Raw genomic sequence first — 24,416 nt, forward strand, 5'->3', positions numbered from 1 at the left:
CTTCGAACTCAAAAACACGAGTGGCCGAACTGTGCTTTCTCTTTCCAAAATCGGCGATATTCCAATGGTCTACCACCGCGACGTTCCCGACGATGCCACGATCAAAGAGGTCGTCGTCAAGCAGGAGCCGACCGGCGAATGGTTCGCCGTGCTCGGGATCGAAACCGAGGACGACGCGCCGCCGAAGCCCAAGAAACTCGAGGACTGTGTCGGGATCGACGTGGGAATCCTGAAGTACGCTCACGACACCGACGGCACCGCAGTCGAACGACCCGACCTGTCCGACGAACGCGACCGGCTGGAACGCGAGCAACGGAAACTCTCACGCAAAGAACACGGTTCCGCGAACTACCGCAAGCAACAGCGTACCGTCGCCAAACGCCACGCCGACCTGCAACGGAAGCGGCAGGACTTCTTACACAAGCTCTCGAACTACTACGCTCGAGAGTACGACCTCGTAGCCGTCGAAGATCTCGACGCCAAGGGGTTGATGGAACTCCCGTCGAACAGCCACAACCGTGCCGGGGCGGCGTGGGGGACTTTCCTCCGAATGCTCGAGTACAAGTGCGAACGCGAAGGCACCCACTTCGTAGCTGTCGATCCGACCGGGACGACCAAAGAATGTGCGGCCTGTGGTGTCGAGACCGACAAGCCGCTGTGGGTCCGCGAACACTCCTGCCCATCGTGTGGGTTCACGGCGGACAGAGACTGGAACGCGGCCTACAACATCTTGGTACGCGGCCTGAAGGAAGTAGGGGCGGGCTGTCCCGAATCAACGTCCTCAGAATCGAAAGATTCTGATGGGCTGCGAAAATCGGCAGACGATTTTCGAACGCCTGCGGAGACTGCGCTCCCTACGGGGACCGATTCGGTTCCTGCAAAGCGCGTCGTGGAAACAGGAAGCCCCATCTGCTTACGGGCGCGAAGCGCCCGTTCGCATGGTCCGTGAGACCTTTGGTCTCACGCTACCCTCAAGGAGCGAACGGCGCAAGCCGTGAGCGAGTAGGGTGGGGAGGAAGTCACAGAGTGGACGGAGAATACCTCGGGGCTTGAACCGAGGGGATCACCAGGACGATAGCTTCCGGACCAGCACTCACCTGAGAAGAGCAGCTACCCACCGGTGAACTGGTATTGTGATCAGTCGCTTCCCACGCCCATCGACTCCGGTTGCTCCGGACGAGCGTGCTGGCCGAACTGCCGAACCGACTCGAGTTCGTCGACAGCGCCTTCGGCGAGTGCCACGTCGACGATGAGATCTGAGAGGGGAACCGTGTCCGCGAGGAACTCGTCACGGCGGCGTTGGTGGGGATCGTCGACAGTCGTGTCGGCTCCGCCCGCGCCATCGCCGGTCGCGCCGTCACCGAGCAGCGCTTCGATCTCGTCACAGATCCCGTCCGGCGAGGCAACGTTTCGGATGAGGCCGCGCTTCTCGAGTTCGACGAAATTCCCCATATCGTCCTCGCCGACGAAGGAGTTCGAGCGGATCGCGGGCGTGCCGAGGAGGGCAGCCTCGGTAACCATCGTCTGCGTGTCGGCGACGAGCAGGTCGGCCGCCGAAAGCGCGTCGTGGAGCAGCGCCGGATGCAGATCGAACGAGCGGGCGGGCAGTCCCTCGAGGTTGGCGGTGTCGCCCTCATCCGAGACGAGCACCGTCGCCTCTTCGGCCAACTGCTCGATGATCTGTCGGCGCTCGGTTCCCGTAATTCCCCGCTTGCCGACGTCGTGCTGGGAGCCGAAGGCGTTGAGCCGAAGAAGAGCGAACGGCTCGTCCGCCCCGAGGTCGAGTGCATCTCGAACGTCGGGATTCGGCTCGTAGACGTTCGGATGGAGGTACGCACACTCCTTGAGCCCCTCGAAGACGTAGTGGTGCTCGCCCAGATCCTTGCGGAAGGTGTTCGGTGTCAGAACGGTCCGGGCGAACGGCGTCGAAATCGCGTGATCGAACGCCGCCGGCTCGGAGTCGATCAGCAACACCGTTGGAGTCCGCAGGACGGCACCCGTATGGGCCGCATAGCCGCCCATCCCGAAGATCAGATCCGGATCGAACCGCCGTGCCAGCCGAATCGCCCGCACGTAGTGAGCCGGCAGACGGCTTACGAGTGATCCCTTCGTCGTCCCGCAGGCACCGTACACCTCGTAGGGCAGGTCGTGCCACTCGAGTAGGTCGACGGTGCAGGTGTACTCGCGAGCGAGGATGCGAACGTCGTGGCCACGCGCTCGAAGGTCACGAACGGCGTGTTTGTATAGATGGACGTGCGCCGGCGTATTGGTGAAGAACAGGAATTTCATGAAAGCGATGTCTCCCGAGGGTCGGTGCCCCGCCAGCAGGGTTTGTTATCTCCCACATACCAGTTCGGACGAGCGTCATCGTGGACGACTGGTTCTGACTACCCGCTTGCCGTGTCGCCGGTACAGCGGGTAGCGAGCGTATAATAATGGGACGCAGTGGGGAGCCTCGAGTAGATGCAGTCGCAAGGATTTCCCGACACTGGCGGCGTGACCGAGACCGGCGGGCGAGTCGAGCTGGGTGCGACAGCTGCGGAGACCGTCGAGCAGTACGAACCCGTACTGGATGCGACGCTCGCGTACGCGCGCCGACACGACTATATCGGCCCGGATTACGGCGACGGCTTGAGTAGCCAGCTCCTTCAGGCGCTGCCGTTCGAGAACCGCGTGCTGAATCTCGTCGTTCAGGAGACGGTCAAGCGCACGCCCATCGACGTGCGGCCGCTGTTCCGCGTCGAGTGCAAGCGCAACTACAAGGGCGCGGCGCTGTTCGCGATGGCCAACCGGAACTATCAGCAGTTGGCCGCCCAGGACATCGCAGATCGCGGCGTCGCGGACCTGCCGTTCGACCCCGAAGGCGAGGCTGACCGGCTCGTCGATTGGCTCGTCGACGAACGGATCACGGACTACAGCGGTTTCTGCGGCGGCCACCGCCACCCGATCCAGCACCTCCACACCAAGGGCGTGCCGAGCGATCCCGACATCGTCTCGACCGCCTACGCCGTCAGGGCGTTCCTCCAGGCCGCCCGCACCGACGACGACGCCGAGGAGTACGCCGAACTCGCCCGCACCGCCGTCGATTTCCTCGTTGAGGACCTGAACTATCGGGAGGTCGAGACCGGCGCGAAGGTAGACTACCACATGAACCACCCCGATGACTCCTACACCGTCAACGCGGCCGCCATCGGCGCTCACATGCTCGTCGACCTCTACGACTACTTCGGCGACGAGGAGTACCGCGAACGCGCGACGAAGATCCTCGACCATATCGCCACGGCCCAGACCGACATCGGCGGCTGGCCCTACCGCCTCCCAGCCTCCGCCTCCCACCTCTCGATGGACAGCCACCACAACGGCTTCGTCATCGAAGCCTTCCAGCACTACCGCGACGTGCTCGGGAGCGACCGCTACGCCGACACCCTCGACACCGCACTCGAGTTCTACCGCGAGGACCTGTTCGACCTCGACGGCGCGCCGAACTTCGACGAGGAGAACGCCTACCCGCGCGATATCCACGCGAGCACGCAGGGAATACTCGTGTTCACGAAGGAAGGGGAACTCGAGTTGGCGGAGCGAATCCTGCGCTGGGTGCTCGCGAATCTGCAGGTTGAGGGTGAGGAAGGGCGATACTACTACCGGAAGTACCGCCATCACACGAAGCGGGTGACGCTGATGCGCTGGTGTCAGGGCTGGATGGCCTACGCGATGTCGGAGTTCCTGCTGGCGGTGGCCGATGCGGACACTAACGCGAGTACGGTGGTGAACTCGATGGAGTCGAGTGCGACCGAGACGGAGGCGGAGGCCCAGGCGCTGGCGCAGCCGACGACCGACGGCGGGCGACCACCGGATGGGACTCCGAGCGACTGTGGAGACGAGACTGACTCCCAGTCATGAGCCTCCGAACGCGGGACGGTGGCGACGACGACGGTGCCGATGTCGATGCCGGTGCCGATGGCGACCGAACGGAGACAACGACGGGAGCAGAATCACCAGCAGACGGAGACCCGCATCCGACGGAGGACTCGAACCACGCCCGCAGCGTCGCCAAAACCCAGCGGGTGCTCGCCATCACCGGCCTCGCGCACAAGAACGAGCGCCACTACGGCCCGCTCGCAGACGTGGCGGGGGAGACGACGCTCGTCTCGCTCGCCCCCGTCGAAGGCGTCGACGCGGCCCGAAATATCACCGTTCCCCAGGTCGGACCGCGGCTCCTGCGCGTCGTCTTGCTCTTCGTCGTCGCACTGTTCGAGGCCCGCCGGAACGAGTACGACGCGGTCGCCTCCATTTCGCTGTTTCCCTACGGCTGCTACGCACTCGGGCTGAAGGCCATCTTCGGGCTGCCGGCCCACCTCGGCATCATCGGTATCGACCTCGACCACCACGCGACCCAGCGGTACGGCCCGCTCGTCCGCTGGCTGTTCAGACGCTTCGACGTCGTATCGGTTCCCGGCTCCGACCACGCGGCCCGACTCGAACGCTGTGGCGTCCCCGCCGAGCGAATCGCCCGGCTGACGAATCCGATCGACGTCGATACCTACAGGCCCGAAGCGGCCGATACTGTCGACGACGATTCCGCTCCCGACGACCAGGACGCCACCGACTACGACTATGACTTCGCCTGGGTCGGCCGCTTCGGCCCCGAAAAAGATCCCCACCGATTCGTCGCGGCGATGGACGTACTCGAGTCCCGCCGACAGAATTCCGAGTACACCGCGGTCATGGTCGGCGACGGTGCACTTCACGACGAGGTCGCAGCGCACATTCGGGCGCGGGGACTCGAGGACACCATCGAACTCGCGGGCTGGGTCGACGACCCGATCGACTACTACCGCCGCTCGCGGGCGTTCGTGCTCACCTCCGAGCGCGACGCGCTGCCGCTCGTCTTGCTCGAAGCGATGGCGACCGGACTCGCGCCGGTCGTGCCTCGCGTCGGCTCGATTCCGGACGCCGTTGCGGACGGCGAGAACGGGATCATCGTCCCGGACCGACAGCCGGAGACGGTCGCCGCGGCGATGGAACGCCTCCTTGAGAAAGACGAACTGCGCCGTTCGCACGCGAGTGCGGCGACCGAGGTCCGAGAGTCGTTCTCGATGTCACGAGCCAGCACGGATTGGGCACGGATACTGGCTTCGATGGCCGGGACACAGCACCACTCGAGTTCGAGTCACTAGCCCATCGCCCAAACGATCGGGATCGGACCCGCTACGCCAGGGTAACGACGTGGTAACAAAACCGTCAGTCATCACACGCTGACCTACATGGACATCGAACGACTCGACCTCGCGGCGTGGGACGACGCCCTCCCCGCCCGCGGCTTCGACGTCTTTCACGACCCCGACGCGCTCGCCGTCCTCGACGCCCACGCGGACAGCGAGTTGCGGCTGTACGGCGCGTTCAAAGGCCAACAGGTCGTCGGCCTGCTCCCTGTTTTCGTCGACGACAAGCCAGTCGGGCGCACGATCTTCTCGCCGCCGCCGGGACTCGGCGTCCCGCGACTCGGCCCGATCATCAACCCCAACAGCCCCAAGCAGCGCAAGTGGGAGCGCATCAACGCCGCGCTCGCCGAGGGCGTCCTCGAGGACCTCGAAACCGACCGGCGCTCGACGCTGTTCCGCATGACCTGTCCACTCGAGTACGCCGACCCGCGACCCTACGTCTGGAACGACCTCGCGGCCGAGCCGTCGTTCACCTACGTGGTCGACCTCGAGGACTGTGCGGACGTCGAGGACGCGATGGCGGGCTTCAGCAAGAGCCTGCGAAACGAGATGCGCCGGTACGACGAGCTCGACCTCTCGATCGAAACGGAGGGGGTCGATTCGGCGCTGCGGGTCTACGACGACGTAGTGGCGCAGTACGAGGAGTACGACGACACCGCGCCGATGTCCCGTCCCTTCCTGCGTGATCTCCTCTCGAGTCTGGACGACGACCGCTGGCGGGTGTACGTGGCGCGAACGCCCGACGGCGAGTACAAGAGCGGCATCATCACGCTGTTCTCGAACGATCTGGCGTACTACTGGCAGGGCGGGGTCACCGCCTCCTACGACCACGTGAGCGTCAACAACTGCCTCCACCGGGTGATCCTGGAGGACATCGTCACGGAGCCGGCACTCGAGTCCATCACGGGCTACGATCTGGTCGGGGCGAACACGGAGCGTCTCTGTGAGTACAAGGGCAAGTTCAACGGCGAGCTTCGGCCGTACTACACCGTGGAGTCGGCCGGACTCGAGATGACGCTCGCGAAGTCGGCGTACGAGCGGGTTGCTGGGTCGCTGAAGTGAGGGAGAAAGAGTAAAATTCGGTGTTGAATTGTCGTCCTGTTGCTGCTCCGTCACACTCACTGAGTCCGTTACTGCGGCGCTGGCGGTCCCTGCTCCTGGCTACGACCAACGACCACGAGGGCTCCGAAGTAGACGACCAGTCCGACCCAGAGATACGTCCAGGGGTCGGTCGCGGCGACGACTTCGAAGACTCCGTTGACCGTGGCTACAAGTAGCATGCTTACGAAGGCGTAATAGCCGGCCCGGTAGTATCGGCCCTGTTTTCGCTCGATTTCGGCGTCGGAGCTGCTCCGGGCCTCTCTGATCGCCAGCCAGCCGACCCCGATCATCACGCCGGCGACGACGTACACGCCGCCGAGCAATAGCCAGGGGTCACCGCTGTAGACGTTGTAGGCGGTGAACACGAGCGCGAGCGCGAGGCCGGCACTGATCAGCAGGCACCCGTTCTGGCGCTGGTCGGCGACAGTCGCAGGCGGGGACAGCAGCGAGACCATAGCGGAAACGTCACGTGGTTTCCATATATGTCTGGTGGATAGTTGTTTCGGCAGTGGCTGAGAACGGCTGTGGTCCCGCGAGAGCCCGGTAAGAACTACTTACGCGACGGCAACCCCTGTTCGTGTGCGGGACCATATACGACGTACCACGCACCGCGTTCAGCCACTGTTCGGCGAACCGGGAGTGTATCGGTGTCGCTGACAGCACACAAGCGGCACATTCGTCGACGTACACTACTCTTAACTAACGTTCGGGATTCTGTGGGTTGGATCATGGCTCTCTTCGGCGCGGGACAGCGGACGCTTTCAGCGGTGATCGATCTCCCCGTGGCGGTGCAGACGCGCATCGGTATCGGCAGCCACAGTCACACTCACAGCCACAACCACAGCAACACCCACACGAGAACAGGCATGTTCTCCCTCCTTCCCACACGGTGGAACTCGAGTACCCGTCCTTCCACCACTCTCACTCCCACTTCCATTCCCACACCGACACCCACCATTTCCCGACGACAGACCGCAGTCGACGATGGGGGACGGCGAAGGCACGGACGCGGGCGCGGACGAGAACGAGACCGCGGACGTGGACAAAAACGCGGACGATCGAACGGAGCAGGTGACCAACATGAGCGGTGAGCCGTGGACCCACTCCGTCGTCGTCCCGGCGATCACCGCCCCAAGTAGCGTCGCCTGCCTTCGGACCCTCGGACGGCGCGACATCCGAACCATCGTCGTTGCGGAGGACGAAACCGCACCGGCTCTGCGCTCGAAGTACTGCGACGAGGCCGTCCCAGTTCCGGACCCCCACGAGGATCTGGTCGCCTACAAGGACGCGCTGCTCTCCGTCGCGACCCGCTCCGACGTGCAGACGATTATTCCCGTCCGGGACGTCGACGTCTACGTACTCGCGAAGTACAAATCCGAGTTCGCCGACCACGTCGCCACCCCCTGGCCCGACATGGACACCCTCGCCAGCGCACAGGACCGAATCCGTCTCTTCGACGCGGCCGAAGAGGCCGGCGTGGGTGTTCCAGAGACAGGGGTACTCGAGTCCGATCCTGATTTTGGTTCGGACGCCGACCGACCGTGGAGTCAAGAGTGGATCGTCAAGGCCCGATACGCCGTGCTCGCCGACGAGTACGTCGACGACTACAGCCCGGAGCAGTACGTCGACCCGCCGAAAACCGAGTATCTCCGCCCCGGTGCCGAGCCGGATATCGACGCGCTCACGCGGGAGATGGGTCATCAGCCGCTGCTTCAGGAGTACGTTCCCGTCACCGACGAGTACGGCTTCTTCGCGCTCTACGACCACGGCGAGCCGGTCGCCACGTTCCAGCACCGCCAGATTCGTGGCTACAGCTACGCCGGCGGCGCGAGTTCCTACCGGGAGTCCGTTCGCATCCCGGCACTCGAGGAGGCTGGCCGAGATCTACTGGGACACCTCGACTGGCACGGGCTGGCGATGGTCGAGTTCCTGCGGGACGAGGACGGCGAGTTCAAACTAATGGAGATCAATCCGCGGTTCTGGTCGTCGTTGCCGTTTTCGGTGCAGGCGGGCGCGGACTTTCCGTACTACTACTGGCAGCTCGCGACCGGAGAACGCGAGGCGATCGAGCACAGCTACCAGGCGGACATCGCCGGCCACCTGCTGCGCGGAGAACTGCTCTACCTGTACTCGATCCTGTTCGACGACGTGGAACTGGCGGAGAAACCCTCGTTCACGGAATCGCTCTCGGAAATTCTGTCGTCGATCGGTCGCGAGACGCGGTTCGATTACGCGAGCCTCGACGATCCGCGGCCGTTCGTTCGCGACCTGCGGAACGCGTATCAGTACTACAAAGAGAAGGAGTCAGTCAAGTAGCGTGTCTCGTCGTGGTCACGTCCCGGAAAGGGTCGACCCCAATAGCCGCGGTCGAAGTGACCGTGATCGACTGGCCAGTTGACCAACCGCTCAGTCCGACGGCGGTATCGCTACAGCGCGTCGTACTCGACGGAGACGTTCGCGTTGCCTGCGAGACGGAAGTTCTCGATGTCGCCGCTGAACTCGTAGGCGTCACAGGCGTTGGCGATCGTTCCGGAGACGGTCGAACCTGAGATGGAACCGCTCTGGGAGCCCAGGTACGGCGTGTGTCGGACGTCGCCGGTAACGTCGAACGAGAACGTGGTTTCGCTGCTGACACCACAGGCGTCGATGACGATGACGTTCGTGAGGTCGTCCGATGGTTCATCTGGTTCGTCCGGCTCGTCAGGCTCGTCACCGTCGTCACCCTCGTCCGAATCATCATCGTCCGGCTCACCGCCGGTCTGTTCGATGATCTCGTCCGGCTCGAGACGTTCGCCGTCGAGTTCGACCCACATCACGTCGGGCTGGCCGATCTCGATCGACGTGATCGTTCCATCGACACGGAACGCGTCACCGTGGCCGCCGCCGGTTACACCGCCAGCGTGCCAGCCGTCGTCGGTCTCCTCGACGAAGTCCTCGGAGGTGTAGGTGCCGCCTTCGATGCGGCCGCCAGACGGCGTTGGGTCGGGCGCTTCTGCGAACCCGACCGACCCGTCGGCGGTGAACTCGTAGCCAGCGTATCGGGCGTCGGGTTCGGTGACGAATGAGAGAAGGTGGCCGTCAGCCGGCTCCTCATCTCCCGATTCGTCCTCGTCATCCTCGTCGCTGCCGTCATCTGGCCGTCCTGACCCCGACGAGCCGGATGCGGCTTCCTCGGCGCTCAGTGGAACGCCCTCGACCTCGCTCGGCTCGGTCCGCTGTGGGGTTCCGGACGACGAGCCGTGGATTGCAGCACCGCGATTGTCGTCGGTTCCGTAGCGGGTGTTCGTGACCGTCACTTCGGCGTTCTGGCCCTTCTGCCAGTCGGGTGCACCACAGCGGACGTCTGCGTGTGGCGAGCCGGAGATGTCGCAGTCTTTGACCGCCGTGTGCTCGTAGTAGCCCCAGAAGCCCTTGTCACAGTCGACCACGACACAGTTCTCGACGATCGAGCCGTCGGTACCGACGCGGAAGCCGGCCGCGCGGGAGTTGCGCGCGTACGAGTCCTTGATGACGACGGGACCGCCGCCGCCTGCACCACTTGGGTGTCGCGAGGAGTCACCAGGGTTGCTGGCGTAGATCGAGTTGTCCGGGCAGTTCTGAATGTTGACGTTCCGAATTTCGAGGTCGCCGGCGTGGCCGTTGGCCACGTTGATGCCGGTGATCCCGGGATAGGTGTTGTCGTTCTCGCTACCCATGAAGTAGACGTTCTCGATCAGTCCACTCGCGTTCGGGCTGTTCACCTGGCAGATAATCGCGTCTTCTTTGGCAGTACTATCCCAGTTGCCGCGGAAACCGACGTTGCGAATCTCCCAGTTGTCGGCAATCGCACGAATGTGGAACTTCGCGTTCGATGCCGTGATGTCGATCAGGACGTTCGAGAAGGATTCACCGTCGCTCAGGTGAACCGTCTCGGTCTGGCCTGCGCCAACTTCGATCACGTCGTAGTCCTCGGCGGCCGCGCCGACCCCGGACATCGTGACAGCTGCTGCCGCCGAGCCGACGAGGCCGAGGTAGCCGCGCCGACCAAGTAGGCTGTCATTACCGGCTGAAACGCCGTCTGCTGGTTTTTGATCGCTAGATCCGTCGCCATCCAATACCGTATCGCGTGCCATACAGTCAGGAGTTTTGAAGTCAGGATCATAAACTTTCCGTTTATCCTAATTTAGTCGGAGGATACAGTCAAGTTATCGTGATATAATATATAGAATACAATGAATGTCCATTCATTAGATTTTATGGAAAACATATCGGTTATCAGCCTACCCGCTCTCGGGCTACGTGAGTCCCCCGAATTGCTCACTCCCTGCCTTCGAAATCGAACGCATTCACGAGATCAAGATAGTAGTGTTTTCAGATAAATACGAAACCCTGTACGTTACCCTCGCTAATCCCCAGCGGAAACAGATAGTGCCCAATTTCGACCGGTCTCTCGAACCTCGGTACTCGAGTACCCGCACGCGCACTCGGCGGGCAGCGAGAGGTCAATAAGATGGAGTCAGTCCCGTCTGACTAACGTGGCGCAGTGGTCTGGTCGATTCGTGGCTCCACACTGCCGTCCCGTCACGACAAACTGGACGAAAACCTGAACGGAGTGGGAAGGGACGCGAGGAGGACCGCGAGAACGAGGGGGCGGGCGAGGACGAAGACGAGGGCAAGCGCCCGGATGAAGCCGAGAGAAAAAGCGATGGAAGCAACTCACGAGAGCACGTTCTGCACGTCGAGCATCCCGCTCGTCACCGAAATAGTCGCCCAGACGAGGACGCCAACCGCGACGAGCGCGAGCAGCGACACCAGATTCGAGACTAATGGCAGCGCGACCGCGACGACGGCGGCCATACAGAGTGCAATTCCCGAAACCGCGACCACGGACTGTCCGAGGGACGGCAACGAGATCGGAAGTTCGGACCGGATGAGGTAGATGTTCACCGCGATCATGATGCCGTAACTGACGACCGTCGAGATCGCCGCGCCGGCAATGCCGATCGTTGGGATCAACAGCAGATTCAGTCCGAAGTTGAAGCCGCCGGTCACACCCTTCGAAATTGCCCGGTGTTTCGCACGGCCGAGGTAGTCGAGCGCGTCGTTGGTGATCTTGTCGATCGCCTGAAAGACGATGAAGAACGCGAAGATCTGGATGACGAGCACCGCCTCCAGGTACGCCGGTCCGAAGACGTACTGCACCAGCGGCTCGGCGACGACGATCAGCCCCGCCGCAGCGGGGATGTAGAACAGCACGCTGTGTTTGAACGTCGTCTCGTAGACGTCAGCGGCCTTCTCGAGTTCCCCGTTTGCCTTGTACTCGCCGTAGGAAGGCGAGACGGTGAATCCGAGCGAACTCGCGGGCGCGATGACGAAGTCGGAAATCTGCTTCGCGAGCACGTAATAGCCAACCGCTGCCGGCGTGAGGAAGACACCGATGAGCAGCGTGTCCACCTGCTTGTAGACCACGTTCGCGCCGTCCGAAACGGTCAGCGGCAGGCTGTACTCGAGTAACCGCCGTCGCAGGCCTGGCTCGCGTTCGTCGGCGGCGTCGAACTCGCCGAGCAACCGATACAGCAGGGTGAGCCCGTAGACGGCACCGAGTACGTAACCGAGGACGTAGCCGGTGAGCGCGCCGATGACGCCGAAGCCGGCGACGAGGAACACGAGGACCGCAACCAGGGTCGTGACGTTCGTGAGGATCGTTACGCGCGCACTCCAGGGGATGCGATTGAACCCCTGGAAGATCGTGTGGACGTAGGAGTTGATCGTCCAGCAACTGATGTAGACGACGCCAAGCGCCAGCAGCGGTGCCAGCTCGCTCTCGCCGAACAGCGTCGCCAGTTGTTGGTGAAACACCGCGATCAGGATCGAGACAGTCAGCATCACTGCGGTCAGGAATGTGAGCGAATCTCGGATGATGTAGGGAACTTGCCCGGGATTCGTTTCCCGAAACTCCGCGAGATACCGTGCCGTTGACCGAGGGATTCCGAGGCGGCTGAACAGCAGCGAGGCGCTGAAGACCGAGATAGCCAGAAAGAGCAGGCCGTACTCGTCGGGCGTCAGAAACAGGCTCGCGAGCGACACCATGAGCACGCCCTTCGCAATCGTCCGGACGATTTCGGCGACCAGCGTCGCCCTGAAGCCGCGAATAATCTGTTGTTTCATTCAGAACGAACCAAACTGCGCCGCCTTAGATTGTCGCCGGTGCCTCAGCGGTGGTGGTACTCGAGTCCCGGAGCGCCTCGATCAGTCGGATCGTCCACTTCGAGGACTCGAGCGAGACCGGCATCTCGGTGCCGGCCTCGATGGCGCGGGCGGTTCGGTCGAACTGGGCGTAGTGGGCGTTCATCTTGATTGCCGTCTCCCAGTCGTCGTTGAGCTGGCCGTCGGCGACGAGTTTGGCGTTCGAGAGCAGCCCGGAGAGGTAGCCGGCCGAGCGGGTGATCGCCTGCTTGCCCTTCTTGATCGAGGAGAGGTGGTACTCCTCGTCGACGGTCTGAATCGTCTGCAGGACCATATCGAGCTGGATCGACTTCTCGGTGCCGTGGACGTAGATCTCGTGACGCGGCTTCGAACTCGAGAGCATCTTCAGGCTGCAGAGCACGTCGTCTTCGGTGACGTACTGCAACTGGGCGGAGTCGTAGGCGAACTCGTCGTCGTAGTCGCCGACGAGCCGAGTGATACTCGAGATGGACTCCTCGCTCTTCGGGAAGCCGCTGACTCTGAGCGCAGAGTAGATCGGGTGGGGGAGTCCCTCCTCGAACTCGCCGCCAGGGAGGTCGAAGACCCAGGTGCCGCGGTTCGCCTCGTCCGGGGTCGACAGCCCCGTGTAGATCAGGTCGACGCCGCGGATCTCACCGAGTTCGCCGGCGTGGATCATCCGACGAGCGGTTCGCATCACTGGGTCGAAGTTGTGCTGGTGGACCGGCGAGACCGGGACGTCGTGCTCGTCGGCGTAGGCTTCGAGCTCCTCGAGTTCCGCGACGGTTTCGGTGACCGGCTTCTCGATCAGCAGCGGAACGCCGGCGTCGATCGCGCGCTTGGCCAGCGGGAGGTGGCTCTGGACCGAGGTGCAGATGTGGAGCCAGTCGAGCGACTCCTCGGCGAGGAGGTCGTCGATGTCGCCGTAGGGCGTGATGTCGTACCGGGAAGCCGCCTCGCGCGCCCGGTCGATGTCGAGGTCGCAGATGCCGACGAGTTCCGTCCGTGGGTTCTTGTCGATTCCCGAGAGATGAACCTCCGAGACTGTGCCGGCACCGACTACTGCCGTTTTGACTGTCATTCTCCTCCGAAAGACGAACACAGAGTGCTATTGTTATAGATCTGTTACCGATTTCGCGCTGAGATTCCGGTGATACCGCGCGCTACTGAACCCGATCACGCGTCGGCAACGGCTCCCTTCCGCGTGGCGAGACGATGGTAGCTGGTGGTTGTGCGGGGGTACGGACGGGCAGTCGTCACACGGTTCGGTCGACTGAAGCGGACAGTTCTCTGGCGATAGCAATAGCGCCAGAAAGTGGACGAGAACGAGGACAGTGGGATCGAGAACAGTCGAGTAGGAGCGAGGACAATGGAACCGAGAACAGTCGGGGTGAGAGCGAGAAGCAGGAAACAGTCGCACGCGCAGACGGTATCGACGACGCCGGTGAACGATAGCTACTGGAATCAGGCGTCGCTCATGCTGGCATCGATGTAGTAACGATCGAACTCGCCGTTCGTGTGAATACGGTTCACACCGGGTTCGTTCTCGAGTGCACTGAAGTCGCCGTCGCTGTGGCGGAGTTCCCCGTAGGCGTGCACCTCGCGGTCGTAGTCGTACTGACTCACCAGGAGATAGCGGTCGTCGTCGTACTCGTCGACGAGCCCGGAGCCAAACGCCGATTCGGGCACGTCGAAGTGGAGACGCATCCGTTCGTCGTTGCCGTGAATCGCGTCGTCGAACCGATTCGGTCCGTTTCGCAGGCCGACGATATCGACCTCGTCGGCTTGCGTGTCGAAGGCGGTCTCGTAGCCGCTCATCTGCTGGTCGCTGACGTGTGGCGATGGGTTGTACGTGTACGGCGAGGGGAAGACCGCCACGAGCGACAGCAACAGGAGGAGCGCGAAGCCGACGGCGAGCAGCGGCCGGCCCGAGGGGACGAACCGCGACTCCCGCCACCGTCCCGAAAAGCGGCCCGTCAGCCCGTCGATCGCGATCGCACCGAGCAGCGTCACGAAGACCATCATCAGCCCGAAGACGCGGAAGTACATCGTCGAGCCGGGTGCCAGGAAGTAAACGACGAACAGCGGCCCCAGTCCCACCAGTGCGACGGCAAAGTACAGCGTCTCCGGTCGAATTCGGGCGAGCCACTCGGAGTTTCGTGCGCCGATAGCAGCCAGGATAAGTCCCGCGGCGAGCAGCGTAAAGAGGAGATGGACGGTGAATAGCTTGACAAAAATCTCACCGAGGCCGCTTCCGAGCGCGCCGAGCGAGGCACCCTGCATCGCGACTGTATCACCGGCTCCGCCGCCATCTCTGAGAATAAAGTCGACAGCCGCGCTCAGGAAATGGTCGATCATCCCGCTGAAGAAGCCGTGATTCGATGTCCAGACGAGAAACAGCGCGACCAGGAACAGCGCCTGGCCGTACATCGGCGTCTGGTTCGCGATCCGCCCCTGCGAGGCGATCCGACGTGCCAGAAACTGCACCAGCGAGATGCCGAGGAAGACGACGATCAGGTGTGCGACCAGCTGCGGGTGGTAGACGACCGTCGCGATGGAAACGAGGGCGAAGGCGGTGCCGACGGCGGACACCGTCGCGAGCGAGCGGTCGGCGCGGAGGTACTTCGCGAAGAGGAAGAACAGCAGTGCCGAGAACAGAACCGCCTGGGACATCGCGTGGGCCGTCATATACATCGAAATCGTCGTGATCGGCAGGAGGAGGAACGACGAGAACGCGGCGATTACGACCGCGCGGCGATTCGAGACGATCGTTCCGGCACAGAGCGGAACGAAGATCCAGAAGACGATCATCGTGGCGAGGATAGCGAGGAGCAACGACTGCTCGAGTGGAATGCCGACTGCGGCGTTGATCATCGCGGTCACGGTGTGGATACCGGGATAGTACAGATCGAACGGAACGATGGTCCCGTCGGCCATCGCTCGTGCCCAGCCGAGGTGTGTGAGCGCGTCGTGATTACCGAAGAACCGATAGCCGCGGATCAGTGGTAGTCCGGCAAAGACGATCATCGTGAGCCCTCCGAGGACGACCGCGAGCGGCCGGCTGGTGAACAGCCGGGTGTTGGTCTGGCTATCTGGTTCCGTCCCTGCCCTCGTCCCACCGGTTACCGACGACGGTGGGATGAACGCGATAGCGAGCGCGATTGCCATGGCGACGAGCAGTCCGGCCCAGACGCGGCCGGGGGTCATCGTGTATAGCGAGAGCTCGTACCCGGTAGCGGGCGCACCGTGGGCGAGAAAGGCGCTGACAGCGACCGCGAGGAAGCCAACCGCGAGGGCGAGTTTTCGGAACGGTTCTTCGGTGACGGCTGACTGGGGAGACATTCGGAGCTGGCGCGACGTTATCCCGTAGCTATCCTTGTTATTCACCGGTTGCGACCAGTAAGTCAACGAGTACCGAGACCGGTGGACCGAACGGCAAGTCACAGCCGGCGTCGCCATAACGGGACAGCCAAATTTAAAGAGGAAACAAGACGAACTGTCAGCGACAATGGTCCCCAGTACCCCGTCTCACTCGTCCGACTCATCCGAGCCAGCACCAGAGTCCCAGCACGACAGTACAGCCGACGTGCGGCACGGAACCAGAGACGCACTGTACGATACGATCGGAACCGTGGCCCTCCTCGGGTTCTCGTTACTCTTCATCGGCGTCGGCACTCGAGGACTCGTCACCGCCGGCTCACCGGCAGGCGGCGCGCTCGGCATCGCGATCGGACTGTTCGGTTTCCTACTCGCCGGGATCGCGTTCGACGTCGTCCCGCTGCGTCGCGAGTGAGCCACTGCTCGTCGTCTGCGTTTTCTCTCACTCCTCCCGCGTTCTCTCCACCACTCACAGACGGATCGACGTGACGTTTTGCCGGCGGTCGCTTCCCTGGACGAGCAATCGCCGGTGCAGAATCGCACAGACCGGCTCGGACGACCACCGGTTGCGTCCTGTCGCTGTGATTCCCGCACCGAGATCCCGTACTCCAGTAGTCGCACTCCAGTCGCACTGTGAATGAGCCTACTCGAGGACTCGAGTGGCTCGAATCGATCAGTTCGCCCGAGTCGGGCACGACTACGTGCGAACCACGTCCGATTCGGATCGGGTCTCGAGTGGGATGGAGAAAGAGCTGTAGCAGGTACGGTTAGTCGTCATCCTCGCCGTCGTCATCCTCGCCGTCGTCATCGTCACCCTCGTCTTCATCATCTTCCTCATCTCCACCATCATCATCCTCGTCTTCATCTTCAGCCTCGCCATCGTCCGCCTCCGAGTCACCTCCATCTCCATCTGCGCCTGCATCACCAGCCACTTCACCACCATCGCCGACAGTCACCCACAGATACGTCGACCGATCCGCGTTCTCGAGCGACGGCGACTCCGGCACCGACTCGTCGTACAGCAACACCGCTACACGGACCGTGCCGCTCTCTGCCTCCGGCGTCATCGACACTGCATCCTGGGTCGACTCGCCGTCCGCGAGGGTGTACTCGAGTCGGTCGTGTTCGATCCGGTCTAAGACCTCGCCGTCGTCGACCCACTGCTCCTGGACGACCGCGGTGTAGGTTTGCTCGGACTGTTCCTGATTCTCGAGGTTGATCGCCAGCGAGACGGAGTCGTTCGGAGTGGTTGTCGTCTCGTAGTCAGTGGCAACCAGTTCGCCGTCGTCGTCCTCGGTGAGCAGTTGGAGTTCGGTGTACTGTTCGCCGTCCTGTGGCGAGACGAGTGCGTAGCCGACGCTCGAGAGGGCGATGAGCATGCTCGCGACGAGGATGAGGTTGACTGCGGTGTGCACCGCCGAGTTGGTGCCGAACAGCGCCGCGTGGACGGTGTCGTACGCGCGACCGAAACTGAACTCGTAGCGGTTCTGTTCGGGGATTCGAATGCGTCGAAAACCAGCGAGGAAGGCACAGACGAGCACGAAGCCGCTGATGAGGCCGACGACGGTTGTCTGGGAGAACGTGTACGGAGTGAGCGCGATACCGATCCCGAACAGCGGGAGGAGGGCGACACTCAGACCGAACGCGAGCGCAGCGCGCTCGACGCCGCTCACGGGAAGCGTCTGGCCGAACAGCGGCGTTGTGACCGTTTCCGATGGCGGGCTCTCCCGTGGGAACAGCACGGAGACGGCGGCGTAGCCGGGTGCAACGAACAACAGCGGGAAGCCGACGGCGGCGCGCAGGAAGGGTGACGAGACATCGACGATGACCAGGAGGAGTACCGAAACGACGGCGACGCCGGCGATGCCAACCAGATCAGCCGGGAGCCGAGCCACCGCCCTCGTTCCCCGCCCGACGGTCGCGAACGGCTGTGTGTCCAGATCCAGAATCTCTTTCATGTATGCGTCAGTTATCCACCACTCGACTGGTTCTGACATTGTTACTAGTCGCGTAACCGACTGTCCGGATTCGGTAGCCGTCGCGGTACGTGCGACCCTCGGGCGATTCTCGACAATTGCCAACGGTCCCGGACGAAGCCACGACGCTGGCCCATCTCGGTGAAATCGAAGCACAGTGAGGCGGGGGACTCGAGTACGGAAACAGGTCGCTTACAAAGTGCACAGCGGGTGGGATCCACGGTATGGACAGGAGTGCAACTCCAGACGCCGACGCAGACGCCCAACGCGGTGACGGTTCGCCCGTCCCCAGACCGTGTCTTCTCGCCTCCAAATTGCTCGGAGGTGGCTGTGGACGATGAGTATCGACGTTCGCGTCGCCACGGAAGACGACCGCGAGCGCTGGAACGACCACGTCCGGCGCTCACCACAGGGAACGCTGTGTCACGAACTCGAGGCGCTCGACGTACAGGCCGAGCACTCCGGGTCGACGCTACACCCGCTGATCGGCTTCAAAGGCCAGGAGCCGGTCGGTCTCTTTCCGGTGTTCGAACTCAAAAAACAGTTCGTGACGACCGTCTTCTCGCCGCCGCCACACATCCGCGTCCCCTACCTCGGCCCGGCGTTTCTGAACATGGGGAAGCTCAAACAGCGAAAGCGCGAGCGTCGCCGCCAGCGCTTCATGGACCGCTGTCTCGAGTGGATCCAATCCGAACTCTCGCCGCGATACGCACACATCCGAACCAGCACAGGTGTCGAGGACGCACGGCCGTTCAAGTGGAACGAGTTCGACGCGACGCCGGAGTACACCTACGCGGTCGACCTCACGCGCGAGCGCGATGACCTCCTCATGTCCTTCAGTAGCGACGCGCGGAGCAATATCACGAATACCGACGAGGACGAGTACGAGGTCACCGTCGGGGACTCTGAGGAGATTGCCCTCATCCACGAGCAAGTGAAAAACCGCTACGAATCACAGGATATCAGCTTCGGCGTCCCACTCGAGTTCGTCCAGGATCTCGCCGATCAAACGGCGACCGGTGCCGTTCGGCCCTACACCCTGCGCGTCGACGGGGAGTTCGTCGGCGGAATTCTGGCACTCGAGTACGGCGATAGAACGGGTCGCTGGATGGGCGGTGTCCGGACGGATGCGGATGTCGACGTGCCGACGAACGATCTACTGGACTGGGCGATTATGGAAGACGGGATGGAACGCGGCCTCGAAACGTACGATCTCGTGGGTGCGGATACGCGCCGGATCAACCGCTACAAGGCGAAGTTCAATCCGGAACTCGAGACGTACTACAGCCTGGAGTACGGCTCGTGGGGGATGAAGACGGTGGCGTCGTTGTACGACTCGGTGAAGTGACACAGCGAACCCGCAACAAACTGCGGTAGGTCCCAGTTACCCACCGTTTTGCACTGGCTGACTGTTGTGTACTCGTGAATAACGCTGATTCGATCGATGGTGGGCCAGCCGCCAAATCCGGGTAACCGCACACATAACGAAAGGTCGAGACCGGGCACTTCCACTCGATGAACGACGATTCGTCGCTGCAGACCCTGCTCGTCGGGATCGACGCGGCCTGCGACCGCATTCTGGAGCCACTGTTCGATGCTGGCGACCTCCCGACGCTCGAATCGATCTACGAGGACGGCGCGAACGGACCACTCGAGTCCCAGATCCCGCCGTGGACGGCCAGTGCCTGGCCGTCGCTCTACACCGGCAAAAATCCCGGCAAGCACGGTGTCTTCGGCTTTCTCTCCTTCGATGGCTACGACTGGGACGTGGTCAACGCCAGCGACGTTCGCGAACCCGCCCTGTGGGAACTTCTCTCCGAACAGGGACTCACGAGCGTCGTCGTCAACGTGCCGGTCACTCACCCGCCCCGCGAGTTCGACGGCGCGGTGATCCCCGGCTACACCGCCCCGGAGAATCCAGCCTGCCATCCCGAGGGGCTACTCGAGGACGTCCGCGAGTCGATCGGCGAGTATCGCGTCTACCCCGACGAGGACGCCGACGATCTGGGCGGCGCGTACGCCGACTGCGTCCGCATGCGCGGCGAGGCCTTCCAGTACCTGGCCGACCGGTTCGACCCCGAGTTCGGCTTCCTCGAGTTCCAGGCGACGGATTCGATCTTCCACAAGGAGCCCGAAAACGACGCAGCGATCCGCGAGATCTATCGGGAAGTCGACCGCCAGCTTGCCGATATTCTCGAGACCCACGACCCGGACACCGTGATCGTCGCGAGCGATCACGGCATGGGTCCCTACGAGGGCCACGAGTTCCGGGTGAACGAATTCCTCCGCCGCGAGGGCCACGTCGAGACCACGGACGGCGGCGAGGGGATGCCGACCTGGGCGACGGTCCGCGACGACTCGCTCAAGGCCGGCGAGGAGACGACCCAGCGCGAGCAGGGCCTCTCCGAGCGCGCGATGGCCGCCGCCGCGGGCGTCGGACTCACGAGCCAGCGCATCGAAGCCGTCCTCGAACGCCTCGGACTCGCCGACTTCGCGGCTGCCCACGCGCCAACTGGACTCGTTAGCGCGGGTGCGACGCAGGTCGACTTCCCGAACTCACGCGCGTACGTCCGCTCGCGCATCGAACTCGGCGTCCGGCTCAACGTCGAGGGCCGCGAGCCGAACGGTGTCGTTCCGGAGGCGGAGTACGAAACGGTCCGGACACAGGTCATCGACGCCCTGCGCTCCGCGCGAACGCCCGACGGCGACCCCGTCTTCGAGGCGGTCCGCCCGCGCGAGGACTACTTCCACGGCCCCGAGAGCGAGCGCGCGGTCGACATCGTCACGATCCCCGCCGACTTCGAGCACTTCATCTCCGCAACGCTGCGAGACGAGCAGTTCGGCCCGCCGAGCGAGCCCTGGAACCACAAACTCGAGGGCACGGTCGCCGTTGCGGGCGGGGGCGTCGACCGCGCGGCCGGTGTCGGTGACGCACACCTGTTCGACGTCGCGCCGACCGTACTGGCGAGCCTCGGCGTGCCCGCGGACGAGCGCATGGACGGTGAGGTACTCCCGTGTCTCGACTCGAGTGGAACAACAGACTATGCCCGTCGCGACGAGGGAGATACTGTCGCGACCGACGACGATGCCGTCGAGCAGCGGCTCGCAGATCTTGGGTATCTCGAGTAGCCCCGCCACACAGCCCTATTTCTTCCGCGGTGTGCTCACCGAAACACAGATTTGTCGCGCGCACGCAGTAGGAGACGAACAAATGAGACACTGCGACGGTTCCGGCCGTGGTCTGGGCTGCCGTTCTCGTCGCTTCGAACGCGAGGTGGGACGGCGTGACTGATTCCGACGCCGGCGTCAACACCGAGACCGACGCCAATACTGATACTGACACTGACGTCGATGCCAGTGCCGACGCCAACGCCAACACCAGAACAGACGTCACCATCACCGACGCCATCGACACCTACCTCCAACGCAAGGCCGTCGGCGACCCCGACGGCCCCGGCGCGGGCGCATACGCCGCCAACGCCGAATCCATTCTCCACCGCTTCGCCGACTGGCTCGACCGCGAGTTCGGGCTCACCTCGCTGTTCGCACTCGAGTCCACTCACGCGCGAGCGTACGCCGCCGACCTCCGCGAGCAAACCGAGCGCGGGGCCTACACCGCCTCGAGCGCCCACACCTACTACGCCGTCGTCCGGGCCTTTCTCTCGTGGTGCGTCCGTGGCGGCATCCTCGAGACGAATCCCGCTGCAACCGATCCCGCGGAAGCGGCGCTACCAAGCGCGAGCGCCGGCACGGACGAGGACGACGACACCAACACGGACACCGACGCCTGGACCCTCGAACAACGCCGCCGCCTCGAGACCTTCGTCCGCGAACGCGCCCTCTCAGCAGCCGATGCGACACCAACCGAACGGCGAAGCCGCCTCCGCGAGTACGCCATGGTCGCGCTGCTCGCGCACTCGAGTGTCCGCGGTGCGGAGCTGTTCCGAGTGCCGGAGGACGACAGGCGCTCGGGGGCAACCTGGGACGACGTGGACTTCTATACGGGCACGATTCGGGTGCTCGGCAAGTCCCAGCGCTTAGAGGACGTGTCGCTGCTCGCGCCGGCGAGAACGCCGCTGCGGCGGTACCGCGTGGTGCTCGACCCGCCGTCGAACGACTGGCCGCTGTTTCCGACGCGACACGCGCCGTCGATCGCCCGCCGCGTTCGCGAGGCGCTCGCTAATCGCGGATACGACGACGCGGGGATCGAGGCGCTGTTCGACGAGGCGACGGCGATCGAACTCGCCCGCGAGCACGCGATCGCGCCGCCGGCGATTACGACCGAAGGTGCGCGCTCAGTGCTGAAACGCCTCTGTGAGGACGCGGGACTCGAGGTCGGTGGCGAGTACCTGACACCCAGCGGCGTTCGTGCTGAAACAGGTGGCGACGGTGACGATACCAGCACCAGCCGTCAACGCGTGCGACGCGAAGCGACACGGTCGCGACCGACGCTGCGGACGCCGAACGGAGAGCGCTCGATCGCGGTTCCAGTTGACGAGCCACTCGAGATCACCGTACTTTCTCACAGCACGCGATCCAGTGGGCAGACGGACTCCGAATAGGAAGCAGTAGCAGTCCCAGTAGCAATACCAGTAGATTCGGCCGACGGCGGACGGTGCACCGAGATCTGTTTTAGGACTAGGAGACGCGTCGCGAGACGTGGTCGTTCGAGAACTGCGAGTGTTAGAAATTCGATAGAGAACCGTACAGAGGGAGCCGACTACACCAGTAGCCAGATAATGACTGTGAGGATGATCGTCAACAGTAGGACCGTCGTCCCGATTCCGGCGCGGAGGTGGATCGTCGACGGCCGACCGCCGTCAGCGTGCTGGCGTTCCGGTACGTCGACCATCGGGAGCCGGCGAGCGGTTTCGTCGACGGCGAGCACTGGGTTGTTGCCGGCCCAGTAGCAGCGCTTGACGCCGCTGACGACGGCGTTGTCGACGGCAGCGTAGAGGTCGGTAGTCGCGAGCATCGTGCCACGGCCGAGGTAGTAGCCGGTCGGGTTCACGATCAGCGCCGGATCGGAGTAATCCATCTTCGAGAGCGGCTTACGGATGAGTTTGAAGCCGATGACGGAGATGACGATCAGGATGAGGGCATCCTCAAGGTGGCCAGCGCTGTACGGGGTCAGCGACGTATCGAGTTCGGTCACTGTGATCCCATCGACCAGCGGCAACAGGTCGGCAAAGACCGGCCAACCGATCGCCGGCAGTCCGAGCAGGACACAGGCACCGCCGACGGAGAACATCGCGACCGTCTGGCCCGTCCTCGAGTCCTTGACCGTGTAGTCGGATGGGCCGTGCAAGAAGACGTAGTAGCCGAGCTTGATGAACGAGAGGAACGTGCCGATCGCACCGATGAACAGCAGCCAGTACAGCGCCTGGTACTCGCCGGCGCCGTAGTAGGCCGGATCGGCCGCGTCGAGCACCATCCCCTTGCTGATGAAGCCGCTGAAGCCGGGCACGGCGGTAATCGAGAGCGCACCGATGGCAAAGGCGATCGCAGTCAGTGGCATCTCACGCCAGAGGCCACCGAGCTTGTAGAGGTCGTTCTCGCCGGTTCGGTAGATAACGACCCCGACGGCCATGAACAGCAGGCTCTTGTAGAGCACGTTGTTGAACAGGTGCCCCATCGCGCCGGCGACCCCGATCGCGGAGCCGATTCCGATACCCGCGACCATGTAGCCAAGCTGTGCCTGGATGTGATAGGACAGCAGCGCGCGCATGTCGTGCTGGAGCAGCGCGAAGACGACGCCGTAGACGGCCATCGCCCCGCCCATGTACGCGAGCAGGAGGTTCCCCTCCGGAATCGCGCGGTAGAGCACGTAGGCGCTCGTCTTCGTCGTGAAGGCCGCGAGGAACACCGACGCGGCGAAGTGCGGGCGCGGGTAGGTGTCCGGCAGCCAGGTGTGGAAGCCGACGAAGGCGACGTTCACACCGATGCCGAGCACCGCGAGCAAGAGCGGGATGCCGTCGGCGAAGCCGACCGTCTCTCCCGCCTCGGTCACCATGGTGAACGAGCCGACGGCGGCGTACTGTGCGATCACCGCGAACAGCACCAGGCTCCCGCCGATACCGTGGGCCAGCGCGTAGCGGTAGCCCGCGCGGACCGCGTCGCCGCCGTACTGCCAGACCAGCAGCGTGCTCGTCAGCGCCATGATCTCCCACATGAACACCAGCACGAGCCAGTCGCCCGCAAAGGCCGCACCGAGCGCGCTCGCGACGTACGCCAGCGCGATGGCCGCCAGTTTGCGCGAGGCCTCACTCGAGTACGCGTAGATGACGGCGAAGGTGCCGAGGAAGCCAAGCGCGATCCCCATCATCCGGGTGAAGTCGTCGATGAGGAACGGGTGGATGTCCTGGAAGCCGAGGAAGGTGCGGGTGAGGTGGGCACCTTCGGGGGCGAGCAGCGAAATTGCGACGACCGAGGCGAGGCTCAGTGCGCCGACCGCGAAGCCGAGGAGCCGCGGCAGGACGAGCACGAGCAGCGCGGCCGCGAAGACGATCAGCGGTGGATACGCGTAGGCCAGGATGTCGTAGGTTGCGTCGATCAT

General features: G+C 63.5%; 17 protein-coding genes. 9 read left to right on the top strand and 8 right to left on the bottom strand.

Features of this window, described 5'->3' with window-relative positions; translation table 11 throughout:
- The coding region (locus tag BBD46_RS07200; RefSeq protein ID WP_071401055.1) for an RNA-guided endonuclease InsQ/TnpB family protein at positions 1-949 on the top strand (949 nt) is incomplete at its 5' end.
- Positions 950-1,137: 188 nt separating this feature from the next.
- Here the strand turns inward: BBD46_RS07200 and BBD46_RS07205 are convergent.
- Positions 1,138-2,289, bottom strand: coding sequence for a DUF354 domain-containing protein (locus BBD46_RS07205; protein ID WP_071401056.1), 1,152 nt, complete (start codon positions 2,287-2,289; stop codon positions 1,138-1,140).
- A gap of 174 nt (positions 2,290-2,463) precedes the next feature.
- On the opposite strand from BBD46_RS07205, the gene BBD46_RS07210 reads away from it, so the two are divergent.
- From BBD46_RS07210 to BBD46_RS07220, 3 genes are all read left to right on the top strand, one after another.
- Positions 2,464-3,900, top strand: a complete 1,437-nt coding sequence (locus tag BBD46_RS07210; RefSeq protein ID WP_071401057.1) for an antibiotic ABC transporter permease — start codon at positions 2,464-2,466, stop codon at positions 3,898-3,900.
- A complete protein-coding gene (locus BBD46_RS07215; RefSeq protein ID WP_071401058.1) occupies positions 3,897-5,177 on the top strand; it encodes a glycosyltransferase in 1,281 nt (426 codons plus the stop codon). The genes BBD46_RS07210 and BBD46_RS07215 overlap by 4 nt, the downstream gene beginning before the upstream one ends.
- Positions 5,178-5,264: 87 nt before the next feature.
- Positions 5,265-6,284 (top strand): GNAT family N-acetyltransferase, encoded by a 1,020-nt coding sequence (locus tag BBD46_RS07220; protein WP_071401059.1) that lies wholly within the window; start codon positions 5,265-5,267, stop codon positions 6,282-6,284.
- Positions 6,285-6,352: 68 nt separating this feature from the next.
- Here BBD46_RS07220 and BBD46_RS07225 read toward each other — a convergent pair whose 3' ends face one another.
- Complete coding sequence (locus BBD46_RS07225; RefSeq protein ID WP_071401060.1) at positions 6,353-6,778, bottom strand: hypothetical protein; 426 nt, start codon at positions 6,776-6,778, stop codon at positions 6,353-6,355.
- Between the two features lie 625 nt (positions 6,779-7,403).
- On the opposite strand from BBD46_RS07225, the gene BBD46_RS07230 reads away from it, so the two are divergent.
- On the top strand, positions 7,404-8,639 hold the full coding sequence (locus BBD46_RS07230) for an ATP-grasp domain-containing protein (RefSeq protein ID WP_071401214.1): 1,236 nt from the start codon (positions 7,404-7,406) through the stop codon (positions 8,637-8,639).
- 110 nt (positions 8,640-8,749) lie between these two features.
- On the opposite strand, the gene BBD46_RS07235 is transcribed toward BBD46_RS07230, so the two are convergent.
- From BBD46_RS07235 to BBD46_RS07250, 4 genes are all read right to left on the bottom strand, one after another.
- Complete coding sequence (locus BBD46_RS07235) at positions 8,750-10,435, bottom strand: hypothetical protein (protein ID WP_071401061.1); 1,686 nt, start codon at positions 10,433-10,435, stop codon at positions 8,750-8,752.
- Between the two features lie 583 nt (positions 10,436-11,018).
- On the bottom strand, positions 11,019-12,470 hold the full coding sequence (locus BBD46_RS07240; protein WP_071401062.1) for a flippase: 1,452 nt from the start codon (positions 12,468-12,470) through the stop codon (positions 11,019-11,021).
- A gap of 25 nt (positions 12,471-12,495) precedes the next feature.
- On the bottom strand, positions 12,496-13,587 hold the full coding sequence (locus BBD46_RS07245; protein ID WP_071401063.1) for a Gfo/Idh/MocA family protein: 1,092 nt from the start codon (positions 13,585-13,587) through the stop codon (positions 12,496-12,498).
- A gap of 383 nt (positions 13,588-13,970) precedes the next feature.
- Positions 13,971-15,848: a DUF6541 family protein gene (locus BBD46_RS07250; RefSeq protein ID WP_071401064.1), complete on the bottom strand. Its 1,878-nt coding sequence runs from the start codon at positions 15,846-15,848 to the stop codon at positions 13,971-13,973.
- Between the two features lie 166 nt (positions 15,849-16,014).
- On the opposite strand from BBD46_RS07250, the gene BBD46_RS07255 reads away from it, so the two are divergent.
- Positions 16,015-16,299 carry a hypothetical protein gene (locus BBD46_RS07255; RefSeq protein ID WP_071401065.1) on the top strand — a complete coding sequence of 95 codons (285 nt, stop codon included), beginning with the start codon at positions 16,015-16,017 and terminating at the stop codon, positions 16,297-16,299.
- Positions 16,300-16,651: 352 nt separating this feature from the next.
- Here the strand turns inward: BBD46_RS07255 and BBD46_RS07260 are convergent, their stop codons facing one another.
- A complete protein-coding gene (locus BBD46_RS07260; RefSeq protein ID WP_071401066.1) occupies positions 16,652-17,881 on the bottom strand; it encodes a DUF1616 domain-containing protein in 1,230 nt (409 codons plus the stop codon).
- 316 nt (positions 17,882-18,197) lie between these two features.
- Here BBD46_RS07260 and BBD46_RS07265 point away from each other — a divergent pair, with 316 nt between their 5' ends.
- From BBD46_RS07265 to BBD46_RS07275, 3 genes are all read left to right on the top strand, one after another.
- Complete coding sequence (locus BBD46_RS07265) at positions 18,198-19,208, top strand: lipid II:glycine glycyltransferase FemX (RefSeq protein ID WP_071401067.1); 1,011 nt, start codon at positions 18,198-18,200, stop codon at positions 19,206-19,208.
- A 167-nt stretch (positions 19,209-19,375) separates the two neighbouring features.
- Positions 19,376-20,989, top strand: a complete 1,614-nt coding sequence (locus BBD46_RS07270) for an alkaline phosphatase family protein (protein WP_071401068.1) — start codon at positions 19,376-19,378, stop codon at positions 20,987-20,989.
- A 155-nt stretch (positions 20,990-21,144) separates the two neighbouring features.
- A complete protein-coding gene (locus BBD46_RS07275; RefSeq protein ID WP_394326822.1) occupies positions 21,145-22,422 on the top strand; it encodes a tyrosine-type recombinase/integrase in 1,278 nt (425 codons plus the stop codon).
- Positions 22,423-22,580: 158 nt separating this feature from the next.
- On the opposite strand, the gene BBD46_RS07280 is transcribed toward BBD46_RS07275, so the two are convergent.
- Entirely contained in the window at positions 22,581-24,416 is a 1,836-nt protein-coding gene (locus BBD46_RS07280) for a Na(+)/H(+) antiporter subunit D (RefSeq protein WP_071401069.1), read from the bottom strand.

The organism is Natrialba sp. SSL1 (assembly GCF_001861355.1).
Lineage (GTDB): Archaea > Halobacteriota > Halobacteria > Halobacteriales > Natrialbaceae > Natrialba.